Genomic DNA, 23304 nt, shown 5'->3' with positions numbered 1-23304 from the left:
TCGAGCCGCCACCGGCCGCGCGGAGGCCGCCCGAGAGGGCGCAAGCGTCATGCTGCATTGCAATAAAAAGAAAGGTTCGCCGATGTCGGGGAGGCGGGACATCGCCCGCCCTCCGCGCCGCGGGCCGCCGTTGCGGCGGCCCGCGCCCTCACCTCACTTCGAGAGCGTGAGGTTGAGCACTTCGGCCAGGCGGCGGCCCGCTTCGCGCAGGCGCAGCTCGGCCACCGGCCGTTCCTTATCGACATAGGCCTGGTCGATCTTGTGGCCGTCCGGATAGATGTCGCGCGAGATCTGGCAGGACTCTTCCGCCCACTGCGCATAGGCGTTGTCGAACGGCGGGATCGGCGCCGGCAGGCTTACCGGGCCGCGCGCCTCCAGCTCGTCGGCATAGGGCTTCCACGCCAGGCCACGCGTCCTGAGCAGACCCGAGTCCCACACGCTGTGCAGGTTGGTGCCCTTGTCCTCGAACTGCACCTGGTAGGCATTGCCGCCCTTGTCGTCGCGCGAGCCGCCGTGCAGCGGCTGGTGCTCGTCGCCGATGAAGTGCACCACGAACTTCAACGCCTCCAGGCGGGCCGCATCCGGCTGGCTCTTGTCGCCCAGCACCTTCACGTAGTGGTCGATGCCCTCGACCACGCACTGGCCGTCCTTGCAGTCGCGCGGCGGCGTGTAGTTGCAGTCGCCGGAGGTGAAGTCCACGTAGTGCAGCGCACGGGTCTGCTTCCACAGCGCATCCTTGCTGGGATCGTTGCGGATCTCGTCCGGCCAGCTGGCGATGTCGGCCAGCGACTTGGTGTGCTCCGGCGCCAGCAGGCGCTCCACCTCGGCCTCGGCGGCCGGGCTCAGGTGGCGCTGGGCCAGGTCGGCCACGATGCTGTGACCGAGCTGCCCCCAGGCATGGACCGCAGGAGCGAGGGCGAGAAGGATGAGCGCGGCGGCGACCGGACGGCGTGGGAACGGCATGGGTGAGGATCTCGACGGGAAAACGGCTGAGTCTGCCATAGGTGCGTGACAATCCGGCACCGCGGCTCAGCCACCGCCGGGCAAGGGCAACGGCTGGCCCGCCGCATCGCTGACCGTGACGTCCACCGCGATGCCCTGGCGCACGCTCTGGGTCACGATGCAGAAGTCCTCGAACTGCGCCAGCACGCGGTCGAGGTGTTCCAGTACTCCGGCCTGGTCACCAAGCCGCAGCCCGACATCGATATGGGTGATGCGCCAGCGGCCGTGCTCGTTGCGCGCCAGCGTGGCCTTCGCCTTGGCGCCCAGCGGACCCGGCGCGTTCCTGTACTTGCGCAGAGCGAACAGCAAGCTGGCGCCCAGGCAGTTGGCCACCGCCGCCGCCAGCAGGCGCGACGGGTTGGGACCGGCATCGTGGCCCAGCGGCGAGGTCTCGTCAGTGGCCAGGTCCGGGATGGCGGTGTCGTCGAAGCGGACCTTGAACTCGTAGTCCGCCACCTGCTCCAGGGTGATGCCGAAGGTCTGTTCCGCGTCGCTGCTCATGGGTTCGCCCCCGTGGGTGGGAAAGGAGCTCGATTCAAGCGCGTCGCGGGCTTGCTGAACAGTCCGCCCCGGCACACCGATCGCCGCAGGATGAGGCAACGGCCGGGTTCAGGCTAAAATGACCGCTTTACGGCGGCCCCCATGACCGCCATTTTCGTCACCTCACCAGGAGGACGCTGTCCCATGGCCATCAAGGTCGCCATCAACGGTTACGGTCGCATCGGCCGCAACATCCTGCGCGCACTGTACGAAGCCGGTCGCACCGACGAGATCCAGATCGTCGCGATCAACGACCTCGGCAATGCCGAGACCAACGCGCACCTGACCCAGTACGACACCGCGCACGGCAAGTTCCCGGGCACCGTGTCGGTGGACGGCGGCGACCTGATCGTCAACGGCGACCGCATCAAGGTCTGCGCCGAGCGCGACCCGTCCAAGCTGCCCTGGGGCCAGCTGGGCGTGGACGTGGTGCTGGAATGCACCGGCCTGTTCACCTCCAAGGCCAAGGCCAGCGCGCACCTCGCCGCCGGCGCCAAGAAGGTGATCATCTCCGCCCCGGGCGACAAGGACGTGGACGGCACCTTCGTCATCGGCGTGAACGAGGACAAGCTCACCTCCAAGCTGGAAGTGATCTCCAACGCCTCCTGCACCACCAACTGCCTGGCGCCGCTGGCCAAGGTGCTGCACCAGAAGATCGGCATCCAGCGCGGCCTGATGACCACCATCCACGCCTACACCAACGACCAGGTGCTGACGGACGTCTACCACTCCGACCTGCGCCGCGCCCGTTCGGCCACGCACTCGCAGATCCCGACCAAGACCGGCGCCGCCGCCGCGGTGGGCTTGGTGCTACCCGAGCTCAACGGCAAGCTGGACGGCTTCGCCATGCGCGTGCCGACCATCAACGTGTCGGTGGTCGACCTGACCTTCGACGCCGCCCGCCCGACCAGCAAGGAAGAGATCGACGCGGCCATCAACGAAGCCGCCAACGGCGCCCTGAAGGGCATCCTGGCGGTCAACACCAAGCCGCTGGTGTCGATCGACTTCAACCACAACCCGGCCTCCTCCACCTACGACGCCACCCAGACCCGCGTGCTGGACGGCACGCTGGTGAAGGTGCTGAGCTGGTACGACAACGAGTGGGGCTTCTCCAACCGCATGCTCGACATGACCCTCGCGCTGATGGCGGCGAAGTAAGGCGCGCCTTCGGTTCGACCGGGAGGGCCGGGGCATCCCGGCCCTCTTTCGTTCCGGGCATCGTGCGGTGGGATGTCGCGATGCGCGCGGATTACGCAGGAAGCTGATCCAGATCAGCGTCGCCAGTAACGGGAATCATCATCGTCTGGGTTCCCCGCTAGATACCACGGAGATGTCCCGATGATCCGCAAGACCCTTGCCCTCGCCCTGCTCGGCCTGTTCGCCGCCCCCCTGTGGGCCGCCGACTGCAGCACCACCATCGAGGGCAGCGACGCGATGCAGTTCAACCAGAAGAGCATCGAAGTGCCCAAGACCTGCAAGCAGTTCACGGTGACGCTCAAGCACACCGGCAAGCTGCCCAAGGCCTCGATGGGCCACAACTGGGTGCTCGGCCACAGCGCCGACGAAGCCGGCATCATCGCCGACGGCATGAAGGCCGGCGCCGACCAGAACTACGTCAAGCCCGACGACGCCCGCGTGATCGCCCACACCAAGCTGGTGGGCGGCGGCGAGTCCGACAGCGTCACCTTCCCGGTCGCCAAGCTCAAGGCCGGCGAGCAGTACGCCTATTTCTGCACCTTCCCCGGCCACGCCGCCCTGATGAAGGGCACGCTGACGCTTTCCAAGTAATACCGCCCTTCACTGTAGGAGCGCACCCTGTGCGCGACCGCTGCGACGGCATAACTTCCATGCAAGCCGGTCGCGCACTGGGTGCGCTCCTACAGTCGTTTCAGTTCAGGGCAGCGAGCGCGGCGTCGTAGTCCGGCTCGTGGGCGATCTCGCCCACCAGCTCGCTGTGCACGACCTTGTCGTGCTCATCCAGCACCACCACCGCGCGCGCCGCCAGTCCGGCCAGCGGTCCCGAGGCGATCGCCACGCCGTAGTCCTTCAGGAAATCGCGCCCGCGCAGGGTGGACAGGGTCACCACGTTGTCCAATCCCTCCGCGCCGCAGAAGCGCGCCTGCGCGAACGGCAGATCGGCGGAGATGCACAGCACCACCGCGTCGTCGAGCTGGCTGGCCTTCTCGTTGAAGCGGCGCACGGAGGTGGCGCAGGTCGGCGTGTCGACGCTGGGGAAGATGTTGAGCACCTTGCGCTTGCCGGCAAAGCTGGCGAGCGTCGCATCGGCCAGGTCCTTGCCGACCAGCGAGAATGCCGGCGCCTGCTCGCCTTCGGCGGGGAAATGGCCATCGACCTGGATCGGCTGGCCCTTGAGGGTGACTTGGGACATGGGGATACCTCACTGGTTGGGGCCTACAAGTAGAACATGGCCTTGGCCAGAAAGACGATGCCCGCCATCAGCGCCAGCACGATGCGATGGGTATGCCTGAAGCGGCAGGGATCGAGCCCGCCCCGCCCGCCGGCCCGTACCGTGCTGATGAATACCGTCAGCACCGCCAGCGCCAGCGTCACCTTGGCCAGCAGCAGCCAGCCGAAGTGCGTGCGCAGGCAGCTCAGCCCCGCGCAGCGTGTCGCGAACAGCGAAATGCCGCTGGCGTACAGCAGGGTCACCACCCATGGCATCACCCGGCGCGCCCGCCGCATCACGGCCTGCTCGATGCGCTCCATCGTGGCGTGATCGAACGTGCGGTGCAGCCCTTCGAGGATGAATACCTCGAACGCCGCCGCGCCCACGAAGACGATCGCGCAGGAAAGATGGACCAGCAACAGAACGGGGTACCAGGCGCCCATGTCGTCTCCGCAAGCGGTGCCCATGAGGCTGCTTCGACGACGACAACGCTCTGACCTGAGTCAGTTTTCGCGAAATTTATGGACGTCCAAACGCTGCGCGACATTCCGTCACCCGCCCTCTGGGAGTGGCTTGACTTGCGTCATCGTCACGGTTTGGCCGCGACGCCGAGCATGAGCGCATCGTCCAGGGAGATGCGTCATGAGCAGTACGCGAAAACTATGGCTGGGCCTGGCAGCGTTGCTGCTGGTGACCTTCGGGGTATTGTTGTGGATAGGCGACGAGGTGCACCAGCAGGCGCCGCCGCTGCCGCACGCCGTGCTGACCGTTGACGGCCAGACCCTTTTCACCAGGGCCGACATGGAGGAAGGCCGCGAAGTCTGGCAGAGCATCGGCGGCCAGCAGCTCGGCACCATCTGGGGCCATGGCGCGCTGGTGGCGCCGGACTGGAGCGCGGATTGGCTGCATCGCGAAGCCCAAGCCATGCTGGAGCTGCTGGCGCGCAACCAGGGCGCCGCCTCCTTCGACGCGCTGGATGCCGCGCAGCAGGCCGCGCTCAGGGTCCGCGTGCAGCAGGAGCTGCGAAACAACACCTACGATCCGGCCAGGGACACCATCACCGTCTCGGCGCTGCGCGCGCAGGCGATGGCGGTGGTGGGCGCGCATTACGAGAGCCTGTTCAGCAACGACCCGGCCACCGCCCATCTGCGCAAGGCCTATGCGATGCGCGACAACACCGTCGGCGACATGGAGCATCGCCGCATGCTCGCCTCCTTCTTCTGGTGGACCAGTTGGGCAGCGGCGACGGAACGTCCCGGCCGCACCATCAGCTATACGCAGAACTGGCCGTACGATCCGGTGGTGGGCAACACGCCGACGCCATCCAGCCTGATGTGGTCGGTGTTCAGCGTGATCTTCCTGATCTGTGGCATCGGCCTGCTGGCCTGGTACCACACCGCACAGAGCCACAAGGAAGCGCCTGCCACGCCACCGGCGCAGGACCCGCTGGCCGCCTTCAAGGCCACGCCGTCGATGAGGGCCACCGCCAAGTATTTCTGGGTGGTGATCGCGCTGTTCCTGGTGCAGATCCTGTTCGGCGCCACCACCGCGCACTACCAGGTGGAAGGCCAGGACGTCTATGGCTATGCGCTGGCCAACGTGTTGCCCTACAGCCTTACGCGCACCTGGCATACCGAGCTGGCCGTGCTGTGGATCACCACCGCCTGGCTGGGCACCGGCCTCTACATCGCGCCGGTGATCGGCGGCTACGAGCCGAAGTTCCAGCACCTGGGCGTGAACTTCCTGTGGGTATGCCTGCTGGTGATCGTGGTGGGCTCGTTCGCCGGCCAGTGGTTCGCGGTGATGGACAAGATGGGCCTGAAGTACAACTTCTGGTTCGGCCACCAGGGCTGGGAGTACGTGGACCTCGGTCGCTTCTGGCAGATCTTCCTGTTCATCGGCCTGATGCTGTGGCTGTTCCTGGTGGGCCGCGCGCTGTGGCCGGCGATCAAGCGCAGGGACGACACCTCCTCCATCGTGGGCCTCTTGTTCCTTTCCACCGTGGCGATCGGCCTGCTCTACGGCGCGGGCCTGATGTGGGGCGAGCACACCCATATCGCGATGGTCGAATACTGGCGCTGGTGGGTGGTACACCTGTGGGTGGAAGGCTTCTTCGAGGTGTTCGCCACCGCCGTCATCAGCTACCTGTTCGTGCGGCTCGGCCTGCTGCGCGCGCGCAGCGCCACCACCAACGTGCTGTTCGCCACCATCGTGTTCATGGCCGGCGGCGTGCTGGGCACGCTGCACCACCTGTACTTCACCGGCACCACCACCGCGGTGATCGCGCTGGGCGCCAGCTTCTCGGCGCTGGAAGTGGTGCCGCTGGCCCTGATCGGCATGGAGGCCTACGGCACCTGGCGCGCGCAGCACATGGCGCCGTGGATGGCGCGCTATCGCTGGCCGATCGTGTTCTTCGTGGCGGTGAGCTTCTGGAACCTGGTGGGCGCGGGCATGTTCGGCTTCCTGGTCAACACGCCGATCGCGCTGTACTACATGCAGGGTCTCAACCTGACCCCGCTGCACGGCCATACCGCGCTGTTCGGCGTGTACGGCATGCTCGGCCTGGGTCTGATGCTGTTCTGCCTGCGCGGTATCAAGCCGGAAGCCGCATGGCGCGAGGGCTGGCTGCGCAGCGCGTTCTGGCTGATGAACATCGGCCTGTCGATGATGGCGCTGTTCACCCTGCTGCCGCTGGGATTGATCCAGTTGCACGCGGCGCTGGAGCATGGCTACTGGTTCGCCCGTTCGGCCGAGGTCATGGACACGCCGCTGGTGCACCTGCTGGTGTGGCTGCGCGTGCCGGGCGACAGCCTGTTCGCGGTGGGCGCCGTCCTGATCGCGCTGTTCGTGGCCTCGCTGTGGCTGGTTCGCGGCAAGGCCCCGGCACCGGCCACGCAGGCCGTGCGCGACGGCCGATGAGTGGAACCGGGGCGTGCCGCACGGCGCGCCCCGATCCATCCCCTACACGTTTCGCATGATCGAGTTCTATACCCAGATCAAGTGGGTCCATATCGCCTGCATTACGATCAGCGGCACGCTGTTCGCCTTGCGCGGCCTGCTGGTGCAGCTGGGCCATGGCGGCGCCGCGCGATCGGCACCGGTGCGCTGGTTCAGCTACGCCGTCGACACGACCCTGCTCACGGCGGCGCTGATGCTGCTGACCATCCTGCCGCGCGCGATGTTCGCCAACGGCTGGCTGCTGGCCAAGCTGACGCTGGTGGTGGCCTACGTGGCGCTGGGCATGCTGGCGCTGGGCCGGGCACATACGCCGGGCGTGCGGCGGCTCTGCTATGCCGCCGCGCTACTCGCCTACCTGACCATCATCGGCATCGCCTGCGCGCACCATCCGCTGGGTTGGCTTTATCTCTGGCTGGCATGAACGCATGACCGCAACGCACCGCCACACGCTCGACGCCTGTTTCCTCGGTCCCTACGGCGAGAACGACACGCTGCTGGAAAAGCTGGTGGTGGAGTTCCTCCGCGACCACGTGTACTGGCGGCGCAATTTCCATCCGGAGGATCCGCCGGCCATCGCCACCCGCGCCGCGCACCATCCGGACTACCTGGCCTTCGAGGCGCGCATGCGGCGCGAGCTGCACCTGCTGTCGGCGGCCCTGAAGAAGTCGGTGCCGTTCCATAGCCCGCGCTATATCGGCCACATGACCTCCGACCTGCTGCTGCCCGGCCTGGCGGCGCACATGCTGGCCCTGCCCTACAACCCCAACAACGTCTGCGAGGACGCGGCGCCGGTCACGCTGGACATGGAGCTGCAGGTCGGCCTGCAACTGGCGCGCATGCTGGGCTTTCCCGCCGATCCGGCGCGGCCGGACTGCGCCTTCGGCCATCTCACCTCGGGCGGCACGCTGGCCAACTACCAGGCGCTGCGCCTGGCGCTGGCCCTGAAGGCGTTCCCTGTGGCCTTGCGGGCCGCCGGGGTGCCAGTGCTGGAACTGCCGCCGGACGACTGGCAGGCCTTCAACCTGCCGCGGAACGAGGCCATCGCGCTGTGGGAGCAATGGCAGGGCTGGCTCGCCGCGCAGCCCGAGGCGTTGGCCCGGCACTGGCGCGACAAGGTCGAGGCCGAGCGGATCGAGCAGCGCGGCCTGGCCGATTTCTTCGCCGGCCATCCGCAACTGCGCATGCCGCTGGTGATGGCGCCGGCCACCGCGCACTACTCGTGGAGCAAGGGCATGAAGCTGCTGGGCCTGGGCAGCCACCAGCTCCGCCTGCTGCCCACGCGCGGCATGCGCCTGGACGCCGATGCGCTGCGCGAGGCGCTGGCCGACAGCGTGCGCGAACGGCAGCCGGTGCTGATGTGCGTGGCGGTGCTCGGCAGCACCGAATACGGCACCATCGATCCCGTGCACGAGGTGCTCGCCGCGCGCGCCGACGCCGAGGCCCAGGGCCTGCATGCCGCCGTGCACGTGGACGCGGCCTGGGGCGGCTACCTCGCCACGCTGTTCCGCCATGAGGATGGCTCGCTGCGCTCCCGCGACGAGGTCGCATCCGGCTTCGAGCGCTTTCCCCTGCCCGAGGTGCATGCTGCCTTCGCCGCGCTGGGCGAGGTCGATTCCATCACCATCGATCCGCACAAGCTCGGCTACCTGCCCTACGGCACGGGCGCCTTCGTCTGCCGCGACCATCGCGCCATGGCGTTGCTGGCCGAACGCGCCGACTACGTGTTCCATGAGAGCGACGCGGACGACTACATGGCGCGGCACCGCCGCTTGGGCCAGTACATTCCCGAAGGCTCCAAGCCGGGCGCGGCGGCGGCCGCCGCCTATGTGACGCATCGCGTGCTGCCGCTCGACCATGCCCACTTCGGGCAGCTGACCGGCGCCACCATCCGCGCGGCGGAGGCCTTCCACGCGGCGGCCAGGCGCTTCGCCGACGACATGGCGGGCATCGTCCATGTACTGGTGCCGTTCGCCCCCGACAGCAACCTCGTCTGCCTGGCGCTCAACCCGCACGGCAATACCCAGGTGGCGCGGGCCAACGCCTTCGTCCATGCCGTGTACGGCACGCTGCGCAGCGACCCGTCCCAGCCACTGCAGGTCAAGGATTTCTTCGGCTCGATGACCAGCCTGCGGCCGGAACTGCTGGGCGCCGAACAGACCGCACGCATCCTCGCCGGCCTGGGCCTGGACGTCGCCACGCTGGGACAGGGCGAGGATGCGCAGCACCTGCTGATCCTCCGCCACACCCTGATGAATCCCTACCTCATCGACGAGGAGAACGGCATCAGCTACGTCGCCCGCTATTTCGACTGCCTCGGCCGGCAACTGCGTCCGCTGGCCCGCATGGCGTAACGTAACGGCCATCCCCATCGACGGAATCCGCCATGCGTTTCGCCCTGCTCGGCTACGGCCGCTTCGGACAAGCCTTCGCCAGCCTGCTGCGGGAGGCCGGCCACGATGTCCGCGTCTTCGATCCCCACGCCGAAGTACCTCCATCGCTGGCCTGCGCCTCGATGGCCGATGCCGTGCAGGATGCCGAATGGGTGGTGCTCGCCATGCCCGTGCCACGGTTCGCCGAGGTGCTGAAGGAACTGCGGCCCCACCTGCGCGAAGGCCAGGCGGTAATCGACGTGGGAAGCGTCAAGCAGCAACCCTGCCGGTTGATGGACGAGCTGCTGGGCGCGGCCATTCCGCACGCCGGCACTCATCCGCTGTTCGGCCCATTGAGCCTGGCCCGTGGCGAATACCCGCTGCGCGTGGTGGTCTGCGCCAGCCCCCTGCATCCGGAGGCCGCCGCGCGCACGCGCCGGCTGTGGGAGTCGCTGGGCTGCCTGGTGAGCGAGCGCAGCCCGGCTGACCACGACAAGGCCATGGCCTATACCCATGCCATGGCGTTCTTCATCGCCAAGGCGCTGGTGGAGATGGGCGTCGGCGAGGACCTGTCGCTGGCGCCGCCCTCCTTCCTGGGGCTGGCGAACATGCTGGCGGCCGTGCGCGGCGACGCCGGCCATTTGTTCGCCGCGATCCAGCGCGAGAACCCCTACGCCGCCGAGGCGCGCGCCGCCCTGCTCGACCACCTCGCCGAGATCCACCGACGCCTGTCGGTGGACGACGGCAACACGATGTCCATTCCGGAACCGCCCGAAGAAGTCCCATGAGCCACCATGACCTGCGCAGTTTCCTCGACCACCTGGAACGCGAGCGGCAATTGCTGCGCGTGATGGAGTCGGTCGATCCCCATCTCGAATCCACCGCCCTGAGCTTGCGCGCCCTGCGCGAGGATGGCCCGGCCCTGTTGATGGAGAACCCCACCGGCTCCCACCACGCGCTGCTCGGCAACCTGTTCGGGCACCGCCGCCGGATCGAGCTGGCCCTGGCGGGACGGCCGCTGGCATCGCTGCGCGAGCTGGGCCAGTTGCTGGCATCGATCAAGGAGCCGCGCTGGCCGGCCAGCCTGCGCCAGGCGCTGGCCCACTGGCCCGAGTTCGCGCAGCTCGCCCACGTGGCCCCGCGCTCCCTGCTCGAGGCGGCCTTCGAGCACGAGACGCTGCAAGGCGGCGAGATCGACCTGGCCCGCCTGCCCATCCAGCATTGCTGGCCCGGCGATGCCGGGCGGCTGATCACCTTCGGCCTGGTGGTCACCCGTGGCACGCGGCAGGAGCGGCAGAACGTGGCGATCTACCGCCAGCAGGTGATCGGCCGCAACCGCGTCATCATGCGCTGGCTGCCGCATCGCGGCGGCGCATTGGACTACCAGGACTGGCAGACCACCCATCCCGAGCGCCCCTTCCCCGTGCTGGTGGCGATCGGCGCCGACCCCGCGACCCTGCTGGCCGCGGTCGCTCCTGTGCCCGACAGCCTGTCCGAGTACGAATTCGCCGGGCTGCTGCGCGGCGATCGCACACGCACCTGGCGCAGCGGGTTGACCGGACTGGATGCGCCGGCCGGCGCGGAGATCCTGCTGGAAGGTTTCATCCATCCCCACGACACCGCGCTGGAAGGCCCGTTCGGCGACCATACCGGCTACTACAACGCCCAGGCCGAATTCCCGGTGTTCACCATCGAGCGCATGCGCCTGCGCCGCGGCGCGATCTATCACGGCAGCTACATGGGCCGCGCGCCGCACGACGAACCCTCGGTGCTGGCGATGGCGCTGAACGACGTGTTCGTGCCGATTCTGCAGAAGGTGTTCCCCGAGATCGAGGACTTCTACCTGCCGCCGGAAGCCTGCTCGTACCGCATCGCCGTGGTCAGCATCCGCAAGCAATACGCCGGCCACGCGCGGCGCGTGATGATGGGCGTGTGGTCATACCTGCGCCAGTTCAGCTACACCAAGTTCGTGATCGTCACCGATGCCGACATCGACGTGCGCGACTGGTCGCAGGTGATCTGGGCGCTATCCACCCGTGTCGATCCGGCACGCGACGCCATGATGGTGGAGAACACGCCGATCGACTACCTCGACTTCGCCAGCCCGGCGGCCGGCCTCGGCTCCAAGCTCGGCATCGATGCCACCAACAAATGGCCGTCCGAAACCTCGCGCGCGTGGAGCCGCCCGATCGAACCGGACGCCGCGGTGGCGCGACGCGTGGATGCCCTGTGGTCGGCACTGCGCCATACGGCGCCGACAGGCTCTTAGAGCCTGTTTGCGATCTCCGCGTGGCCCGCGCCGGGAGCTGTTTGCACGCAGGACAAGGAAGAGCGAGGGAGTGTACGTCCGTACACGACCGAGCGATGACGCCGGCCTGGGGGCAAACAGACCCGGCCCGGAGGGTTGAACCGGTGTGCGCGCCAGGAAGCCGCGCGCGGCTCGACCTGACGGCCAGTCAGGCGCTTCGCCACGCTCGACTTCCTGGCGCGCACACCGGCTCAACGCGGGCTACGTGGAGATCGTAAACAGGCTCTTAATGCGCGGACGGCCCCACCGGCGACGCATCCAGCAGCGCCAGCGCCTCGCGCACCTGGGCCTGCAGCGCCAGCCAGGAGCGTTCCCATTGTCCCTCGTGCACCTTGGCCAGGCCGAAGCGCTGCAGCATCCCGTGCAGTCTGGCCTGCTGGGCGCGCAGCGCCTCGACCTCGGCCAGGGCGCGCTCGTAGTCGTCCTTGCCCACCATGAGGATCTTGCGGTCGCGGCATACGCCGATGCACGGCTGCGGCGCCTCGATCTTGCCGCAGCCGATGCATTGCCAAGCCTGGATATAGTCGATCATCGCGCCGTGCCCTTGCCGTATCGGCGGCCATCGTGCGCCTCGGTGCCATGCCCTTCACTGACCTCCATCAGTGCGCCATCGCGACGATGCATCACGACGCGACGGCATGCCACAGGACGATGCATCCGCGCGCATGGGACCATGGCGCGCGATACGCATGGTTGAGAATCCACAGGGATCGACGTGACGCGCCCGCGCACTCCACACTGGATAGGCTGGCTGGCCATGGCGGCCATCTGGCTCGCCATCGTGTCCCCGGTCGTCTCGCAGGTCGTCGTGATCGACGCCATGCCGTCGATGTCCATGTCGATGGACTGCGAAGGCCAGCACGACCACGCGCCGCCATCCGCCCCGCATGCCGCCACGATGGAGAAGTGCGGCTACTGCGGCCTGCTCAGCCATCATGTCCTGCTGCCCGGCGCGATCGTGTCCGTGCAGGCCTTCCCGCTGCCGGCCGGCGTTCCGCTGCCCGCCGGCATCCGCTACGACACGGAACCTTCCGTCCTGGCGGCCGCACCGCGCGGCCCGCCGGTTTCCTCGCAAGGCTGAAACCGACTCCTCGCTTTCGCGGCCTGCGGCCGCAAGGCGTCCTGTTGCCTGCGATAACGGAATACCTCCATGTCACGACACCTTCCATCGGGAAGCGTGCGCCTTGCCGCGCTTCCCTGCCTGATCACGGCCGCGCTCTGCGCCACCTTCCCTGCCCTCGCCGACGATACCGTCCCGACCTTTCCCACCATCGTGGTCACCGCGCCCATGCAGGACAGCCCGCTGATCGTGGTCACCAACCCCAAGGCGCCGCGCCAGCCGGTGCCGGCCAGCGATGGCGCGGACCTGCTCAAGAGCATTCCCGGCTTCTCCACCATCCGCAAAGGCGGCAGCAACGGCGATCCGATGTTGCGCGGCATGGCCGGCTCGCGCCTCAACATCCTTGTCGACGGCGGCCAGATCGGCGGCGGCTGCCCCTCGCGCATGGACCCGCCCACGGCCTATATCTCGCCCCAGCTGTACGACCGCGTGACGGTCATCAAGGGCCCCGAGACGGTGCTCTACGGGCCGGGCAACTCCGCCGGCACGGTATTGTTCGAACGCGACTTCAAGCGCTACGCCCAGCCCGATGCCAGCCTGGAAAGCAGCCTGCTGGTCGGCTCCGCCGGTCGCAATGACCAGATGCTCGACGTGCGCGCCGGCACGCCGGACGTCTACCTGGGCATCAGTGCCAACCACACGCACGCCCAGGACTACGAGGACGGCGACGGCCATCGCGTGCACTCGGGCTGGGACCGCTGGAACGCCGACGCCACGCTCGGCTGGACGCCCGACGACGATACGCGCCTGGAACTCACCGCGGGCAAGGGCGACGGCCAGGCGGCCTACGCGTTCAGCGGCATGGACGGCGCGCGGTTCCTGCGCGAGAGCGCCGGGCTCAAGTTCGAGCACGAGCGGCCCGGCATGGTGTTCAACCGGATCGAGGCGCAGTTCTACTACAACCATGCCGACCACGTGATGGACAACTACACGCTGCGCCATCCCGACCCCGCCAGCATGATGCCCATGGCGATGGCCAGCGACGTAGCGCGGCGCACCACCGGCGGGCGCATCGTCGGCACCTTCGACTGGGGTGAGGCGTGGAACCTGCAGGCGGGCATCGACGGTTCCGGCAACGTGCACACCAGCCGCACCGGCGGCCCGGCCGGCGGCATGCTGCCCGACTACCACACGCTGCCGCGCCAGCGCGATGCGCGGATGCAGACCGTGGGTGCCTTCGGCGAACTCACCTGGCGGCTCGCCGAACGCGATCGCGTGATCGCCGGCACGCGGCTGGACAAGGCGCAGGCGCAGGGCTATGGCCTGTCCAGCGGCAGGATGATGGGCATGCCATCCATGACGGTCGATGCCACTCGCTCCGACACGCTGCCCTCGGGCTTCGTGCGCTACGAGCACGACCTGGCCAGTGCGCCCGCCACGTTCTATGCCGGCATCGGCCACGTGGAACGCTTCCCCGACTACTGGGAACTATTCGGCCGGCAGGCGGACAAGAGCCTGGACAGCTTCCGCCAGCTGCGCCCCGAACGCACTACCCAGCTCGATGTCGGCCTGCAATACCACGACGACCAGCTGAAGGCGTGGGTTTCCGGCTATGCAGGCACCATCGGCGACTTCATCCTGATGACCTACGGCAGCGGCATGAATCCCGGCTACGCGCGCAACGTCACCGCCCGCACCGCCGGCGCCGAGGCGGGCCTGGCCTATGCCTTCGACGGCCGCTGGAAGGGCGACGCCACGCTGGCCTGGGCCTGGGGCGAGAACCGCACCGAGCACCGGCCGCTGCCGCAGATGCCGCCGCTGGAAGCCCGCCTGGGGCTGACCTACGACACCGGCGCGTGGTCGCTGGGCGGCCTATGGCGCATCGTCACCGCGCAGCGACGGGTCGCGGTGGGCGAAGGCAATATCGTCGGCCAGGACCTAGGGCCCAGCGGCGGCTTCGGGGTGTTCTCGCTCAACGCCGGCTACCGCATCGGCCGCACCTGGACGCTCAGCGCCGGCATCGACAACCTGTTCGACAAGACCTATGCCGAGCACGTCAACGCGGCCACGGCCGGCCTGGTCGGCTACGTCAACACGCTGCGGATCAACGAGCCCGGGCGGACGTTCTGGTTGAAGCTGGATATGAAGTACTGATGTGGCCGTAAGAGCCTGTTCACGATCTTCCCGTAGCCCGCGCGGACATCGTGAACAGGCTCTTAGCCATGCCCCTCATGCATCGCGCGCCATCCTCCTGCCACGTCGGATCGCCGAATCGGCGCCCGCGTCCAGGATCAGCCCGGCGCGGCATTTCCGTCTGACGCATGTCAACGACGCGGATGGCTGCGACGTCCAGCATGCGACCCGCTTTCTCCACGCCGAGGCATGCATGGAACTGGTCTGTCCCGCCGGCAACCTGCCGGCCCTGCAAGCGGCGGTCGATGCCGGCGCGGACGCGGTCTACGCCGGCCTGCGCGACCAGACCAACGCGAGGGCCTTCCCGGGCCTCAACTTCAGCGACGACGAGTTGCGGCAGGGCATCGCCTATGCGCACGCCCGCCAGCGCAAGGTCTATCTCGCCCTCAACACCTACCCGGACAGCGCCCGCCTCACGCAATGGCACGCCGCGGTGGACAAGGCCGCGGCGCTGGGCTGCGACGCGATCATCGCGGCGGAGATGGCGGTGCTCGACCACGCCGCGCGCCACCATTCGCAGCTGGCGCGCCATCTCTCGGTGCAAGGTTCCGCCACCACCGCGCCGGCCCTGCGCTATATGTACGAGCGCTTCGGCATCGCGCGCGCCGTGCTGCCGCGCGTGCTCTCCGTGCAGCAGGTGGAGCGCTTGTGCGAGAACGCGCCGGTGCCGCTGGAAGTGTTCGCCTTCGGCAGCCTGTGCATCATGGTGGAGGGACGCTGCCAGCTTTCCAGCTACGTCACCGGCGTCTCGCCGAACCGGCACGGCGTCTGCTCGCCTGCGAGCTTCGTGCGCTGGGAGGAACACCCGGACGGACGCCGCAGCGTGCGCCTCAACCAGGTGCTGATCGACCGCTTCGATCCCTCCGAGCCGGCCGGCTACCCCACGGTGTGCAAGGGCCGCTACGCGGTGGGCGGCGAGGTTTTCCACGCGCTGGAGGAACCCACCAGCCTCAACACGCTCGAACTGCTGCCACGCCTGGCCCAGGCTGGCGTGGCGGCGCTGAAGATCGAAGGGCGCCAGCGCGGCACGGCCTACGTGGCTTCCGTCACCCGCACCTGGCGCGATGCGATCGACCGCTACCGCACCGATCCCGCGCATTGGCAGGCGCGGCCCGACTGGCAGCGCGCGCTGGCCAGGCATGCCGAAGGCCACCAGACCACGCTGGGTCCCTATCACCGCCACTGGCACTGACCATGAAACTTAGCCTGGGTCCGCTGCAATACTTCTGGCCGCGCGAACGCACGCTGGCGTTCTACCGCGAGGCCGCGCAGTGGCCGCTGGATATCGTCTATCTCGGCGAGACCGTGTGCAGCAAACGCCGCGAGCTGGGCACGCAGGACTGGCTCGCGCTCGCCGCGGAACTGGCCGAAAGCGGCAAACAGATCGTGCTTTCCTCGCTGGCGCTGATCGAGGCGGAATCCGAGCTGAGCACGCTGCAACGGCTGGTCGACCAGGGCCAGGGCTGGATCGAGGCGAACGACCTGTCGGCGGTGCAGCTGTGCCGCCTGCGCGGCGTGCCCTTCGTCGCCGGGCCAACGCTCAACGTCTACAATCACCGCGCACTGGCGATGCTGGTGGAGGACGGGCTGCGTCGCTGGGTACCGGGCGTCGAGCAGGGCAAGGTACTGCTGCGCGAGTTGCGCGCCGCGATGCAGGCCGAGGGCCGGACGATGCCCGAACTGGAAGTGATCGCCTTCGGCCGCCTGCCGCTGGCCTACTCCGCCCGCTGCTTCACCGCGCGTGCACTGGACGTGGCGAAGGACCAATGCGGCTTCCGCTGCATCGCGTATCCGGACGGCATGCCGCTGGCCTCGCGCGAAGGGCGCCCCTTCCTGCGCATCAACGGCATCCAGATCCAGGGCGAGGAAATCACCGATCTCGGCCCCGAGCTGCCGGCGCTGCGCGAGCTGGGCGTGGACGTGCTGCGCCTGTACCCGCAGGCCGACGGCACGGCCGAAGCGGTGGCGCACTTCGATCTCGCCCGCCGCTCGCCCACGCCGCCGCCGCGCATCGGTACGCGCAACGGCTACTGGCATGGCGAGCCCGGCATGCCGGTCGAAGCTCCCTGACCTGCTTGGCTCCATCTCGCGAAGGCGTCGCCAGGACGGGGGACCCCCCCTGTTCTGCCTACATTCCCAGCGGCGATGGAATACGGCATGCCAAGTACAACGACTACAGCAAGCGTCAGTTGAGCGCCAAGACAATACCTTGATGGATCCGACCAGGATCTGGCACCCGATGCCTGCCGTACCCGGCCAGGCAAAAGAACCCGATCAACACGCCGGAGGCTGCCCCGATGAAAAAGGCATGCAGAACGTCCATCCCGCATGGCCCAGGCAATGGCACCGCTTCTCCATCGAGCCAACGTGGCTTCACCCTGATCGAGCTGATGATCACGGTCGCCATCGTCGGCATCCTGGCCACCTTGGCCATTCCCGCCTACCAGGACTACGTCATCCGCGCTCAGCTCACCGAGGCGCTGTCGCTGCTGCAGGGACTCAAGACCGACGTCTCGGAGTATTACGGCGCGCACGGAAGTTTCCCTCCGAACACGGCCGGCACCAACGACCCCAATGCCCCCTTCACCGGCACGCCCGTGGGACGGTACGTGAACTACCTCGCCATCGACAACGATCCCCAAGGGAACAAGCTGCTGGTCGCCTACCTGGGTGGAGAGGCCCATGCCAATCTGCAGGGAGGCGCCGTGGTGCTCATTCCCAGCGTGACCGGCGGCGCCATCGGATGGCAGTGCGTGGTCGCCGGGCCAAAGATCAAGCGCAGCCAGGTGCCCAGCCCCTGCAAGTTCGGCGCGCCCTAGCGCCGCCGCGACGGCGATCGCCGACGCGGCGCGTTCGATGCGCTACACCTTGGCGAACACCAGGCTGCCATTGGTGCCGCCGAAGCCGAAGCTGTTGGACATCACCGTATGCAGCTTCGCCTCGCGCGTCTCGCGCAGGATCGGGAAGCCCTCGGCGCGCGGGTCGAGCTGGTCGATATGGGCCGAGCCGGCCATGAAGCCGCCCTCCAGCATCAGCAGGCTGTAGATCGCCTCGTGCACGCTGGCCGCGCCCAGCGAGTGGCCGGTCAGCGCCTTGGTCGAGGACAGCGGCGGCAGCCCGGCGCCGAAGGCCTCGCGCGCCGCTTCCAGTTCCACGATGTCGCCCAGCGGCGTGGCGGTGCCGTGCGTGTTGAGGTAATCGACCGGCCGTTCCAGGTTGACCATCGCCATGCGCATGCAGCGCACCGCGCCCTCGCCCGAGGGCGCCACCATGTCGGCGCCGTCCGAGGTCACGCCGTAGCCGACCAGCTCGGCATGGATGCGCGCGCCACGCTTGCAGGCGTGCTCGTAGTCCTCCAGCACCAGCATGCCGCCGCCACCGGCGATCACGAAACCGTCGCGCGAGGCGTCGTAGGGGCGCGAGGCGGTCTGCGGGGTGTCGTTGCCATGCGTGGCCAGCGCGCCCATGGCATCGAACTGCGCGGTCATGCCCCAGTGCACTTCCTCGCCGCCGCCGGCGAACACCACGTCCTGCGCGCCATGGCGGATCAGGTCGGCGGCCGCGCCGATGCAATGCGCCGAGGTGGCGCAGGCGGCGGCGATGGAATAGCTCAGGCCCAGGATGCCGAAGGCGGTCGCCAGCGTGGCGGACACGGTGGAGCACATCGTACGCGGCACCATGCACGGGCCAACCCGGCGCACGCCCTTCTCGCGCAGCAGGTCGGCGGCTTCGATCTGCCATTGCGCCGAGCCGCCGCCGGAGCCCGCGATGACGCCGATGCGCGGATGGCGTACCTGTTCCAGTGCCAGCCCCGCATCCGCGATCGCCGAGCGCATGGCCAGGTAGGCGTAGGCGGCGGCGTCGCCCATGAAGCGCTTGAGCCGGCGGTCGATCAGGGCTTCCAGGTCGATCTGCGGTACGCCGGCCACTTGGCTGCGCAAGCCACGCGCGGTGTATTCCGGAATGGCGCGGATGCCGCTGCGCAGGTCACGCAAGGCCTGGCTCACCGTGTCGGCGGCATGGCCCAGGCAGGACACCAGCCCGTAGCCGGTGACCACCACGCGGCGCATCAGAAACCCTCCGTGGACTGGAACAGGCCCACGCGCATGTCGGTGGCCACATAGATCTGCCGGCCATCGACAAGGACGCGACCGTCCGCGGCCACCAGCGCCATGCGCCCGCGCATCACGCGGCGGATGTCCACCTCATAGCTCACCAGCTTCGCGCTGGGCAGCACCTGTCCGGCGAACTTCACCTGCCCCACGCCCAGGGCGCGCCCCCGGCCGGCCAAACCCAGCCAGGGCAGGAAGAAGCCGCTCAACTGCCACAGGGCGTCCAGGCCCAGGCAGCCGGGCATTACCGGATCGCCCTGGAAATGGCAATCGAAGAACCACAGGCCCGGACTGATATCCAGCTCCGCGCGAAGCGAGCCCTTGCCGAAGGCGCCGTCATGCTCACCGACGTGCGTGATGCGGTCGAACATCAGCATCGGCGGCGACGGCAGCCGGGCGTTACCGGAGCCGAACAGCTCGCCGCGCGCGCAGGCAAGGAGCTGGTCGCGGTCGAAAGAGGTGGGGCGAGTCATGGTGTATCCGCAGCGGGTGGAAACGGCAAGTCTGCGCGTCGCCCCAGGCCACAGCGCTGACACGGATCAAGCGGGGAAGGCAATTCGACTCAACGCGACCGTAGGGTTTCGCCTTGACGATCGCGATGCGCGTCGCGTGCCAACCGGGCGAGCCGCGCTCCCCGGTTGAGTGCGATGCGCAAGCCGAGCGGCACGGTCTCCCACGGCAGGCGTTCGAGCAGGTTGCGCGCGGTCAGGCCCAGTTCGGTGTCCCCGGTCAGCACCAGGGCGCGCTGGAAGAACAGGGTGTCGGCATCCTCCATGCGTCCCGCCAGCAGCAGCAGGTCCGCCGCGTTGCCGCGCACGCAGGCTTCCGGCGCGTCGTCCACCACGTGCAGGCGGTCGCCATGCAGGGCCAGCACCCAGCGCAGGCCCAGATCGCTCACCTCGATGCCGAGCCGCCGGCCCACCATGAAGTCGAGCGAGCCGTCGCGCAGGGGACCGCGCAGCACATGGGCCATGGCGGTTTCGAGCAGCGCATGCTGCCAGCGCACCGGCACCACGCGCAGCCAGGGCGCCAGCCGGCTCGGTGGCGGCAGCCGGCCCAGTAGGCGCGCGCCGGTCCTGGGCAAGACGGAAGACAGGAGGGACATGCCGCGCATCATCGGGGCGAGGCGCATGGCATAGCCCTGATCCGCATCAAGGCCATGATGAGTTTGCCCGCTCTCCACGCCCTGCTGCCGGCAGGCATCGGCAATTGCCAGATCCACCAGCCTGCGCGCCGTCGCAACCGGCACGCCGAACCGGAGCGCCAGCCAGCGTGCACGGACGCGAACGTACCGCTCGCGCGCGGGATCGCGCAGGGGCAGCCCCGCGCGCGGCTTCAGCAGGCCGACCGCACGGACCAATTGGCGCCTGGCGGCAAGCAACACGATCAGGCCATCATCGACATGGTCGATGCCTCGCCTGGCCCAGGCCAGCGCCACGCGGTCACGGTGCCGCCATATCATCGGCCCACCGCCTTGGGGGCTGCGCCATGTTCGCCGCCACGCTCCCGCTGGCGGCCAAGGAAACGCCGCGACCGCCACCCCGCACCCATGAACACCAGGCTCACCGCCAGCCAGGCGAGGCACTGCGCCAGCCCGGCGAGCCGGTCCAGCCACGCGGCGGGGTGCCAGGCCACCGCCACCAGCGGAACGGCGGCGGCAAGCTGGGCCAGCAGCGCGCCACCACGGTCACGCGCCGGCATCAGGCGCTGCACGCCTGGCAACTGGACACCCCGGCCGACCCGGCGGTGCAGTTCGATCCAACCCAGGAAGGCGACGATTTCCAGGGCCATGCCGGTGGTCAACATGGGCAACGCCACGCCCAGGGCCAAGACACCGGGCAGCCATCCCGCACGCCGGTCATCGATCAGCAATGCGGCGGCCAGCAACAGAATCGATGCACCGATGCGCCAACTCCACCACAGGGGACCACGGCGCGCCTTCGCGGTCCGTCGCTGCAACCACAGCACGCAGGCAGCGAAAGACATCCCATAAAGCAGCAGCGCCCCACGCAGCGCCACGTCGTCGTGGACGATCCGCCAAGCCGCCGCGATAGGCAGCGCCACCGCCAGGCTAGCCAGCCAAATGCCTTGTCCCCGAGCGGGAGGCACGGCGGCGCCCTGGAACATCGGCAGCACCACGCGGGCGACGCTGGCCAGCAACAGCACGACCCAGCCCAAAATGCCGAAGGAGGCATGCGCATCGGCCCATCCCGGCAAGGCCAGGGGAATGGCGCCGGTCCATGCCAGCGCGAGCAACCCGCCCAGCAGCGCCGTGCACGATCCGAAAAACAAAGCCGCGCCCATGCCGGCCCGCAGCAGGCGGGACGTGGCCGCTTCATACAACCCGGGCAGCGTCATGCCGGCCAGCAGCAGGAAGGCCATAGGCAGCACCATGGAAGCCAGCATGACGGCGTGGCGATCGTCGCGATCGAGGCCATAGACCAGCAACAGCGCGCCGGCATTGAGCAAGGCATGCAGCAGGCGGCCGAAGCGCACGCCACGGACCCGCACGCCAGCCGCCGCCGGCAGGAACTGCAGCAGGCTGCCGAACATCGCATTGCCCAGCAACCCCAGGGTGCAGGCATGCACCAGGGCCAGCGTGCCCGGATACCAACGCGAACGGAACAGCGCATCGCCCTCGCCCATCAGGATGATGCCGGCGAGCACGCCCCATGCCGGCATGGAGAGCAGGAAACGGCGCGGCAACGAAACCTCCGGCGCCTGGTCAAGCGCCAGCCGGGTCATCGCATCCGCAAGCGGTGGGACGGCGAATGGTGACGCGCGCGCCGCCCTCGGGCAGCGACACCACCTGGGCCTGCCATCCGCGTTCCGCCAGCGCGGCCAGCAACGGCATGGGGATGAGCGGCGTGAGCACGTCGATGGATTGGCCGGGGCGCAGCGCCTCGGCGGCGGCGATCGCCCGCTGCATGGGCTCGGGCGCCACCAGCCCTCGCAGGTCGAGCGTGGCAGCCTGCGCGTCGGCGCTGGCCGTCGCGCAACGACAAGTAGGAGATGGTGTCGGCATGCACCCATTCCACCGCGGGCACCGCATCCGCGTCGCTGACCTGGGTCAGCGCGCGGATGCGGACGGTCGCGCCGTGGCGATCAGAGCGCCTGCACGCCCTGCCATTCCAGTTGCAGCCAGACCTTGGTGTCGTCTCTGCTGAAGTGGTCCGCCTGGTAGTTGGCGACCTTCAGCAGGCCGGTCAGTCCTGGCACCAGCGGGAAGGTCAGCGAGGCGTTCCACTCGTCGCCGTAGTGAGAACTGCCCCGGTCGGCGTAGTAGTCGTGGTAGGACACGATCCATCCCAGCCTGCTCGCCCAGCCCTGGCGGCCGAACGTGCCGTTGAGCGCGGCGTAGTAGTCCTGCAGGCCGTCGACGGGCGTCACGGTGAACTGGTCGTCCCAGCCGTTGAACGCATGCAGCGTGGCCAGCGGCGTCTGCAACGCCGTGTGGCCGTCACCGCCCAGGTGTTCCCAGCCGAGCTTGCCGGTCACGCCCCATTGCGTCCATGCCGGCTCCACCAGCCAATAGCTGTGCGAGAAGGATTGCGGATTGTTGGCGTAGTCGTACTGCCGCGCGCCTTCCAGTGCCCAGCTGAAGCCGCCATCGGGCGTGGGCTTGCCGGTCCAGCGCACGCCGTAGGTGGCGGTGGAGGCGGTGTCGACATCCTTGTCCTTGTGCAGGTAGGCATAGCCGGTGAGCTGCTGCAGGCCGTGCGTCCACGCGACGTTGAGCAGGTGCGTGTTCAGCAGGCGATGGCGGGCCAGCACGCTGGTCGCATCCGGGCCGGCAACCCGGTTCACGCGGTCGAGCCAGTCGTAGCGTACCGTCCATGCCGAGGCCGGCTTCCATTGCATCGACACCGCATCATAGGTCTGCTCGAACTGGCGCCAGCCGACGTTGCCCACCCAGCGCTGGTTGTCCAGCAGGATTTCCTGGCGCCCCACCTTGGCGCCGAAGCTGTCGCCCTGCCAGTTCACCCAGGCCTGGTTCAACTCGGTGCCATGCGGATCGGTGACGCCCGGATACTGCGTCTGGCCGTTGGCGCCGCTGTTGTAGTGCTCGTTGGCGCTGGCGGTGCCGGCACCCTCCAGGAACCCGCTCCAGCCGGAACCGAAGTTGGCGCGCAGGCCGAGCCGCAGGCGCAGCGTGTCGGCATTGGCGTCGCGGCGGAACGCATCGTCGTCCACCTGCTCGTGGCGCAGACGCGCATTCCATTCGAGCTGCAACGGCGGCGTCGCAGCCGTGGCGGGCGGCTCGTCGGCCATCGCTGGCGCGGCCAGCAAGGCAAGCACGCTGGCCGCGACCAGACGCCGACGAAGGCTTGTCGTACTCATGGAAAAACTCCTGC

23 protein-coding genes are annotated in these 23304 nt (G+C 68.6%); 12 read left to right on the top strand and 11 right to left on the bottom strand.

What is annotated here, in order from left to right:
• Nucleotides 1–153: 153 nt before the first annotated feature.
• Together MJ605_RS01420 and MJ605_RS01415 are read right to left on the bottom strand one after the other, a co-directional pair.
• Nucleotides 154–963 carry a S1/P1 nuclease gene (locus MJ605_RS01420; protein ID WP_243039071.1) on the bottom strand — a complete coding sequence of 270 codons (810 nt, stop codon included), beginning with the start codon at nucleotides 961–963 and terminating at the stop codon, nucleotides 154–156.
• Between the two features lie 66 nt (nucleotides 964–1029).
• Entirely contained in the window at nucleotides 1030–1503 is a 474-nt protein-coding gene (locus tag MJ605_RS01415) for an OsmC family protein (protein ID WP_243039070.1), read from the bottom strand.
• 183 nt (nucleotides 1504–1686) lie between these two features.
• On the opposite strand from MJ605_RS01415, the gene gap reads away from it, so the two are divergent.
• On the top strand, nucleotides 1687–2700 hold the full coding sequence (gene gap, locus MJ605_RS01410) for a type I glyceraldehyde-3-phosphate dehydrogenase (RefSeq protein ID WP_243039069.1): 1014 nt from the start codon (nucleotides 1687–1689) through the stop codon (nucleotides 2698–2700).
• Nucleotides 2701–2880: 180 nt separating this feature from the next.
• Nucleotides 2881–3330 (top strand): azurin, encoded by a 450-nt coding sequence (azu, locus tag MJ605_RS01405; RefSeq protein WP_243039068.1) that lies wholly within the window; start codon nucleotides 2881–2883, stop codon nucleotides 3328–3330.
• 100 nt (nucleotides 3331–3430) lie between these two features.
• On the opposite strand, the gene tpx is transcribed toward azu, so the two are convergent.
• Nucleotides 3431–3931, bottom strand: a complete 501-nt coding sequence (gene tpx / locus MJ605_RS01400) for a thiol peroxidase (protein ID WP_243039067.1) — start codon at nucleotides 3929–3931, stop codon at nucleotides 3431–3433.
• Nucleotides 3932–3954: 23 nt separating this feature from the next.
• Nucleotides 3955–4392 carry a CopD family copper resistance protein gene (locus MJ605_RS01395; RefSeq protein ID WP_243039066.1) on the bottom strand — a complete coding sequence of 146 codons (438 nt, stop codon included), beginning with the start codon at nucleotides 4390–4392 and terminating at the stop codon, nucleotides 3955–3957.
• A gap of 199 nt (nucleotides 4393–4591) precedes the next feature.
• Here MJ605_RS01395 and MJ605_RS01390 point away from each other — a divergent pair, with 199 nt between their 5' ends.
• The 5 genes from MJ605_RS01390 to MJ605_RS01370 are packed head-to-tail and all read left to right on the top strand — an operon-like array spanning nucleotide 4592 to nucleotide 11545.
• Nucleotides 4592–6868 (top strand): nitric-oxide reductase large subunit, encoded by a 2277-nt coding sequence (locus MJ605_RS01390; protein ID WP_243039065.1) that lies wholly within the window; start codon nucleotides 4592–4594, stop codon nucleotides 6866–6868.
• 55 nt (nucleotides 6869–6923) lie between these two features.
• A complete protein-coding gene (locus MJ605_RS01385; RefSeq protein ID WP_243039064.1) occupies nucleotides 6924–7328 on the top strand; it encodes a SirB2 family protein in 405 nt (134 codons plus the stop codon).
• A 4-nt stretch (nucleotides 7329–7332) separates the two neighbouring features.
• Complete coding sequence (locus MJ605_RS01380; RefSeq protein ID WP_243039063.1) at nucleotides 7333–9258, top strand: pyridoxal phosphate-dependent decarboxylase family protein; 1926 nt, start codon at nucleotides 7333–7335, stop codon at nucleotides 9256–9258.
• Nucleotides 9259–9290: 32 nt separating this feature from the next.
• Nucleotides 9291–10064, top strand: a complete 774-nt coding sequence (locus MJ605_RS01375; protein ID WP_243039062.1) for a prephenate dehydrogenase — start codon at nucleotides 9291–9293, stop codon at nucleotides 10062–10064.
• Entirely contained in the window at nucleotides 10061–11545 is a 1485-nt protein-coding gene (locus MJ605_RS01370; protein WP_243039061.1) for a UbiD family decarboxylase, read from the top strand. The genes MJ605_RS01375 and MJ605_RS01370 overlap by 4 nt, the downstream gene beginning before the upstream one ends.
• Before the next feature lie 265 nt (nucleotides 11546–11810).
• Here MJ605_RS01370 and MJ605_RS01365 read toward each other — a convergent pair whose 3' ends face one another.
• Nucleotides 11811–12116, bottom strand: coding sequence for a hypothetical protein (locus MJ605_RS01365; RefSeq protein ID WP_243039060.1), 306 nt, complete (start codon nucleotides 12114–12116; stop codon nucleotides 11811–11813).
• A 225-nt stretch (nucleotides 12117–12341) separates the two neighbouring features.
• Here MJ605_RS01365 and MJ605_RS01360 point away from each other — a divergent pair, with 225 nt between their 5' ends.
• From MJ605_RS01360 to MJ605_RS19250, 5 genes are all read left to right on the top strand, one after another.
• Nucleotides 12342–12665, top strand: coding sequence for a DUF2946 family protein (locus tag MJ605_RS01360; protein WP_243039059.1), 324 nt, complete (start codon nucleotides 12342–12344; stop codon nucleotides 12663–12665).
• 69 nt (nucleotides 12666–12734) lie between these two features.
• Nucleotides 12735–14798 (top strand): TonB-dependent copper receptor, encoded by a 2064-nt coding sequence (locus MJ605_RS01355; protein ID WP_243039058.1) that lies wholly within the window; start codon nucleotides 12735–12737, stop codon nucleotides 14796–14798.
• A 232-nt stretch (nucleotides 14799–15030) separates the two neighbouring features.
• Nucleotides 15031–16029, top strand: a complete 999-nt coding sequence (gene ubiU, locus MJ605_RS01350; RefSeq protein WP_243039057.1) for a ubiquinone anaerobic biosynthesis protein UbiU — start codon at nucleotides 15031–15033, stop codon at nucleotides 16027–16029.
• Nucleotides 16030–16031: 2 nt separating this feature from the next.
• Nucleotides 16032–16907, top strand: coding sequence for a U32 family peptidase (locus tag MJ605_RS01345; protein WP_243039056.1), 876 nt, complete (start codon nucleotides 16032–16034; stop codon nucleotides 16905–16907).
• A 227-nt stretch (nucleotides 16908–17134) separates the two neighbouring features.
• Entirely contained in the window at nucleotides 17135–17656 is a 522-nt protein-coding gene (locus tag MJ605_RS19250) for a pilin (protein WP_279237357.1), read from the top strand.
• A gap of 42 nt (nucleotides 17657–17698) precedes the next feature.
• On the opposite strand, the gene MJ605_RS01330 is transcribed toward MJ605_RS19250, so the two are convergent.
• The 6 genes from MJ605_RS01330 to MJ605_RS01305 all read right to left on the bottom strand — a co-directional run bounded on the left by MJ605_RS01330 (nucleotide 17699) and on the right by MJ605_RS01305 (nucleotide 23290).
• Nucleotides 17699–18907, bottom strand: coding sequence for a beta-ketoacyl synthase N-terminal-like domain-containing protein (locus MJ605_RS01330; protein WP_243039055.1), 1209 nt, complete (start codon nucleotides 18905–18907; stop codon nucleotides 17699–17701).
• Complete coding sequence (fabA, locus tag MJ605_RS01325) at nucleotides 18907–19422, bottom strand: 3-hydroxyacyl-[acyl-carrier-protein] dehydratase FabA (RefSeq protein WP_243039054.1); 516 nt, start codon at nucleotides 19420–19422, stop codon at nucleotides 18907–18909. Before fabA ends, MJ605_RS01330 begins: the two co-directional genes overlap by 1 nt.
• A gap of 89 nt (nucleotides 19423–19511) precedes the next feature.
• Nucleotides 19512–20387, bottom strand: a complete 876-nt coding sequence (gene ubiT / locus MJ605_RS01320) for a ubiquinone anaerobic biosynthesis accessory factor UbiT (protein ID WP_243039053.1) — start codon at nucleotides 20385–20387, stop codon at nucleotides 19512–19514.
• Nucleotides 20388–20407: 20 nt separating this feature from the next.
• Nucleotides 20408–21655, bottom strand: a complete 1248-nt coding sequence (locus MJ605_RS01315; RefSeq protein WP_243039052.1) for a hypothetical protein — start codon at nucleotides 21653–21655, stop codon at nucleotides 20408–20410.
• Nucleotides 21656–21674: 19 nt separating this feature from the next.
• Complete coding sequence (locus MJ605_RS01310; RefSeq protein WP_243039051.1) at nucleotides 21675–21974, bottom strand: DUF2249 domain-containing protein; 300 nt, start codon at nucleotides 21972–21974, stop codon at nucleotides 21675–21677.
• 80 nt (nucleotides 21975–22054) lie between these two features.
• Nucleotides 22055–23290: an alginate export family protein gene (locus MJ605_RS01305; protein ID WP_243039050.1), complete on the bottom strand. Its 1236-nt coding sequence runs from the start codon at nucleotides 23288–23290 to the stop codon at nucleotides 22055–22057.
• Between the last annotated feature and the right edge of the window lie 14 nt (nucleotides 23291–23304).

This window comes from Dyella sedimenti, from assembly GCF_022760995.1.
Classification (GTDB): domain Bacteria; phylum Pseudomonadota; class Gammaproteobacteria; order Xanthomonadales; family Rhodanobacteraceae; genus Dyella; species Dyella sedimenti.
This window is presented reverse-complemented; position numbering and strand designations above follow the sequence as displayed.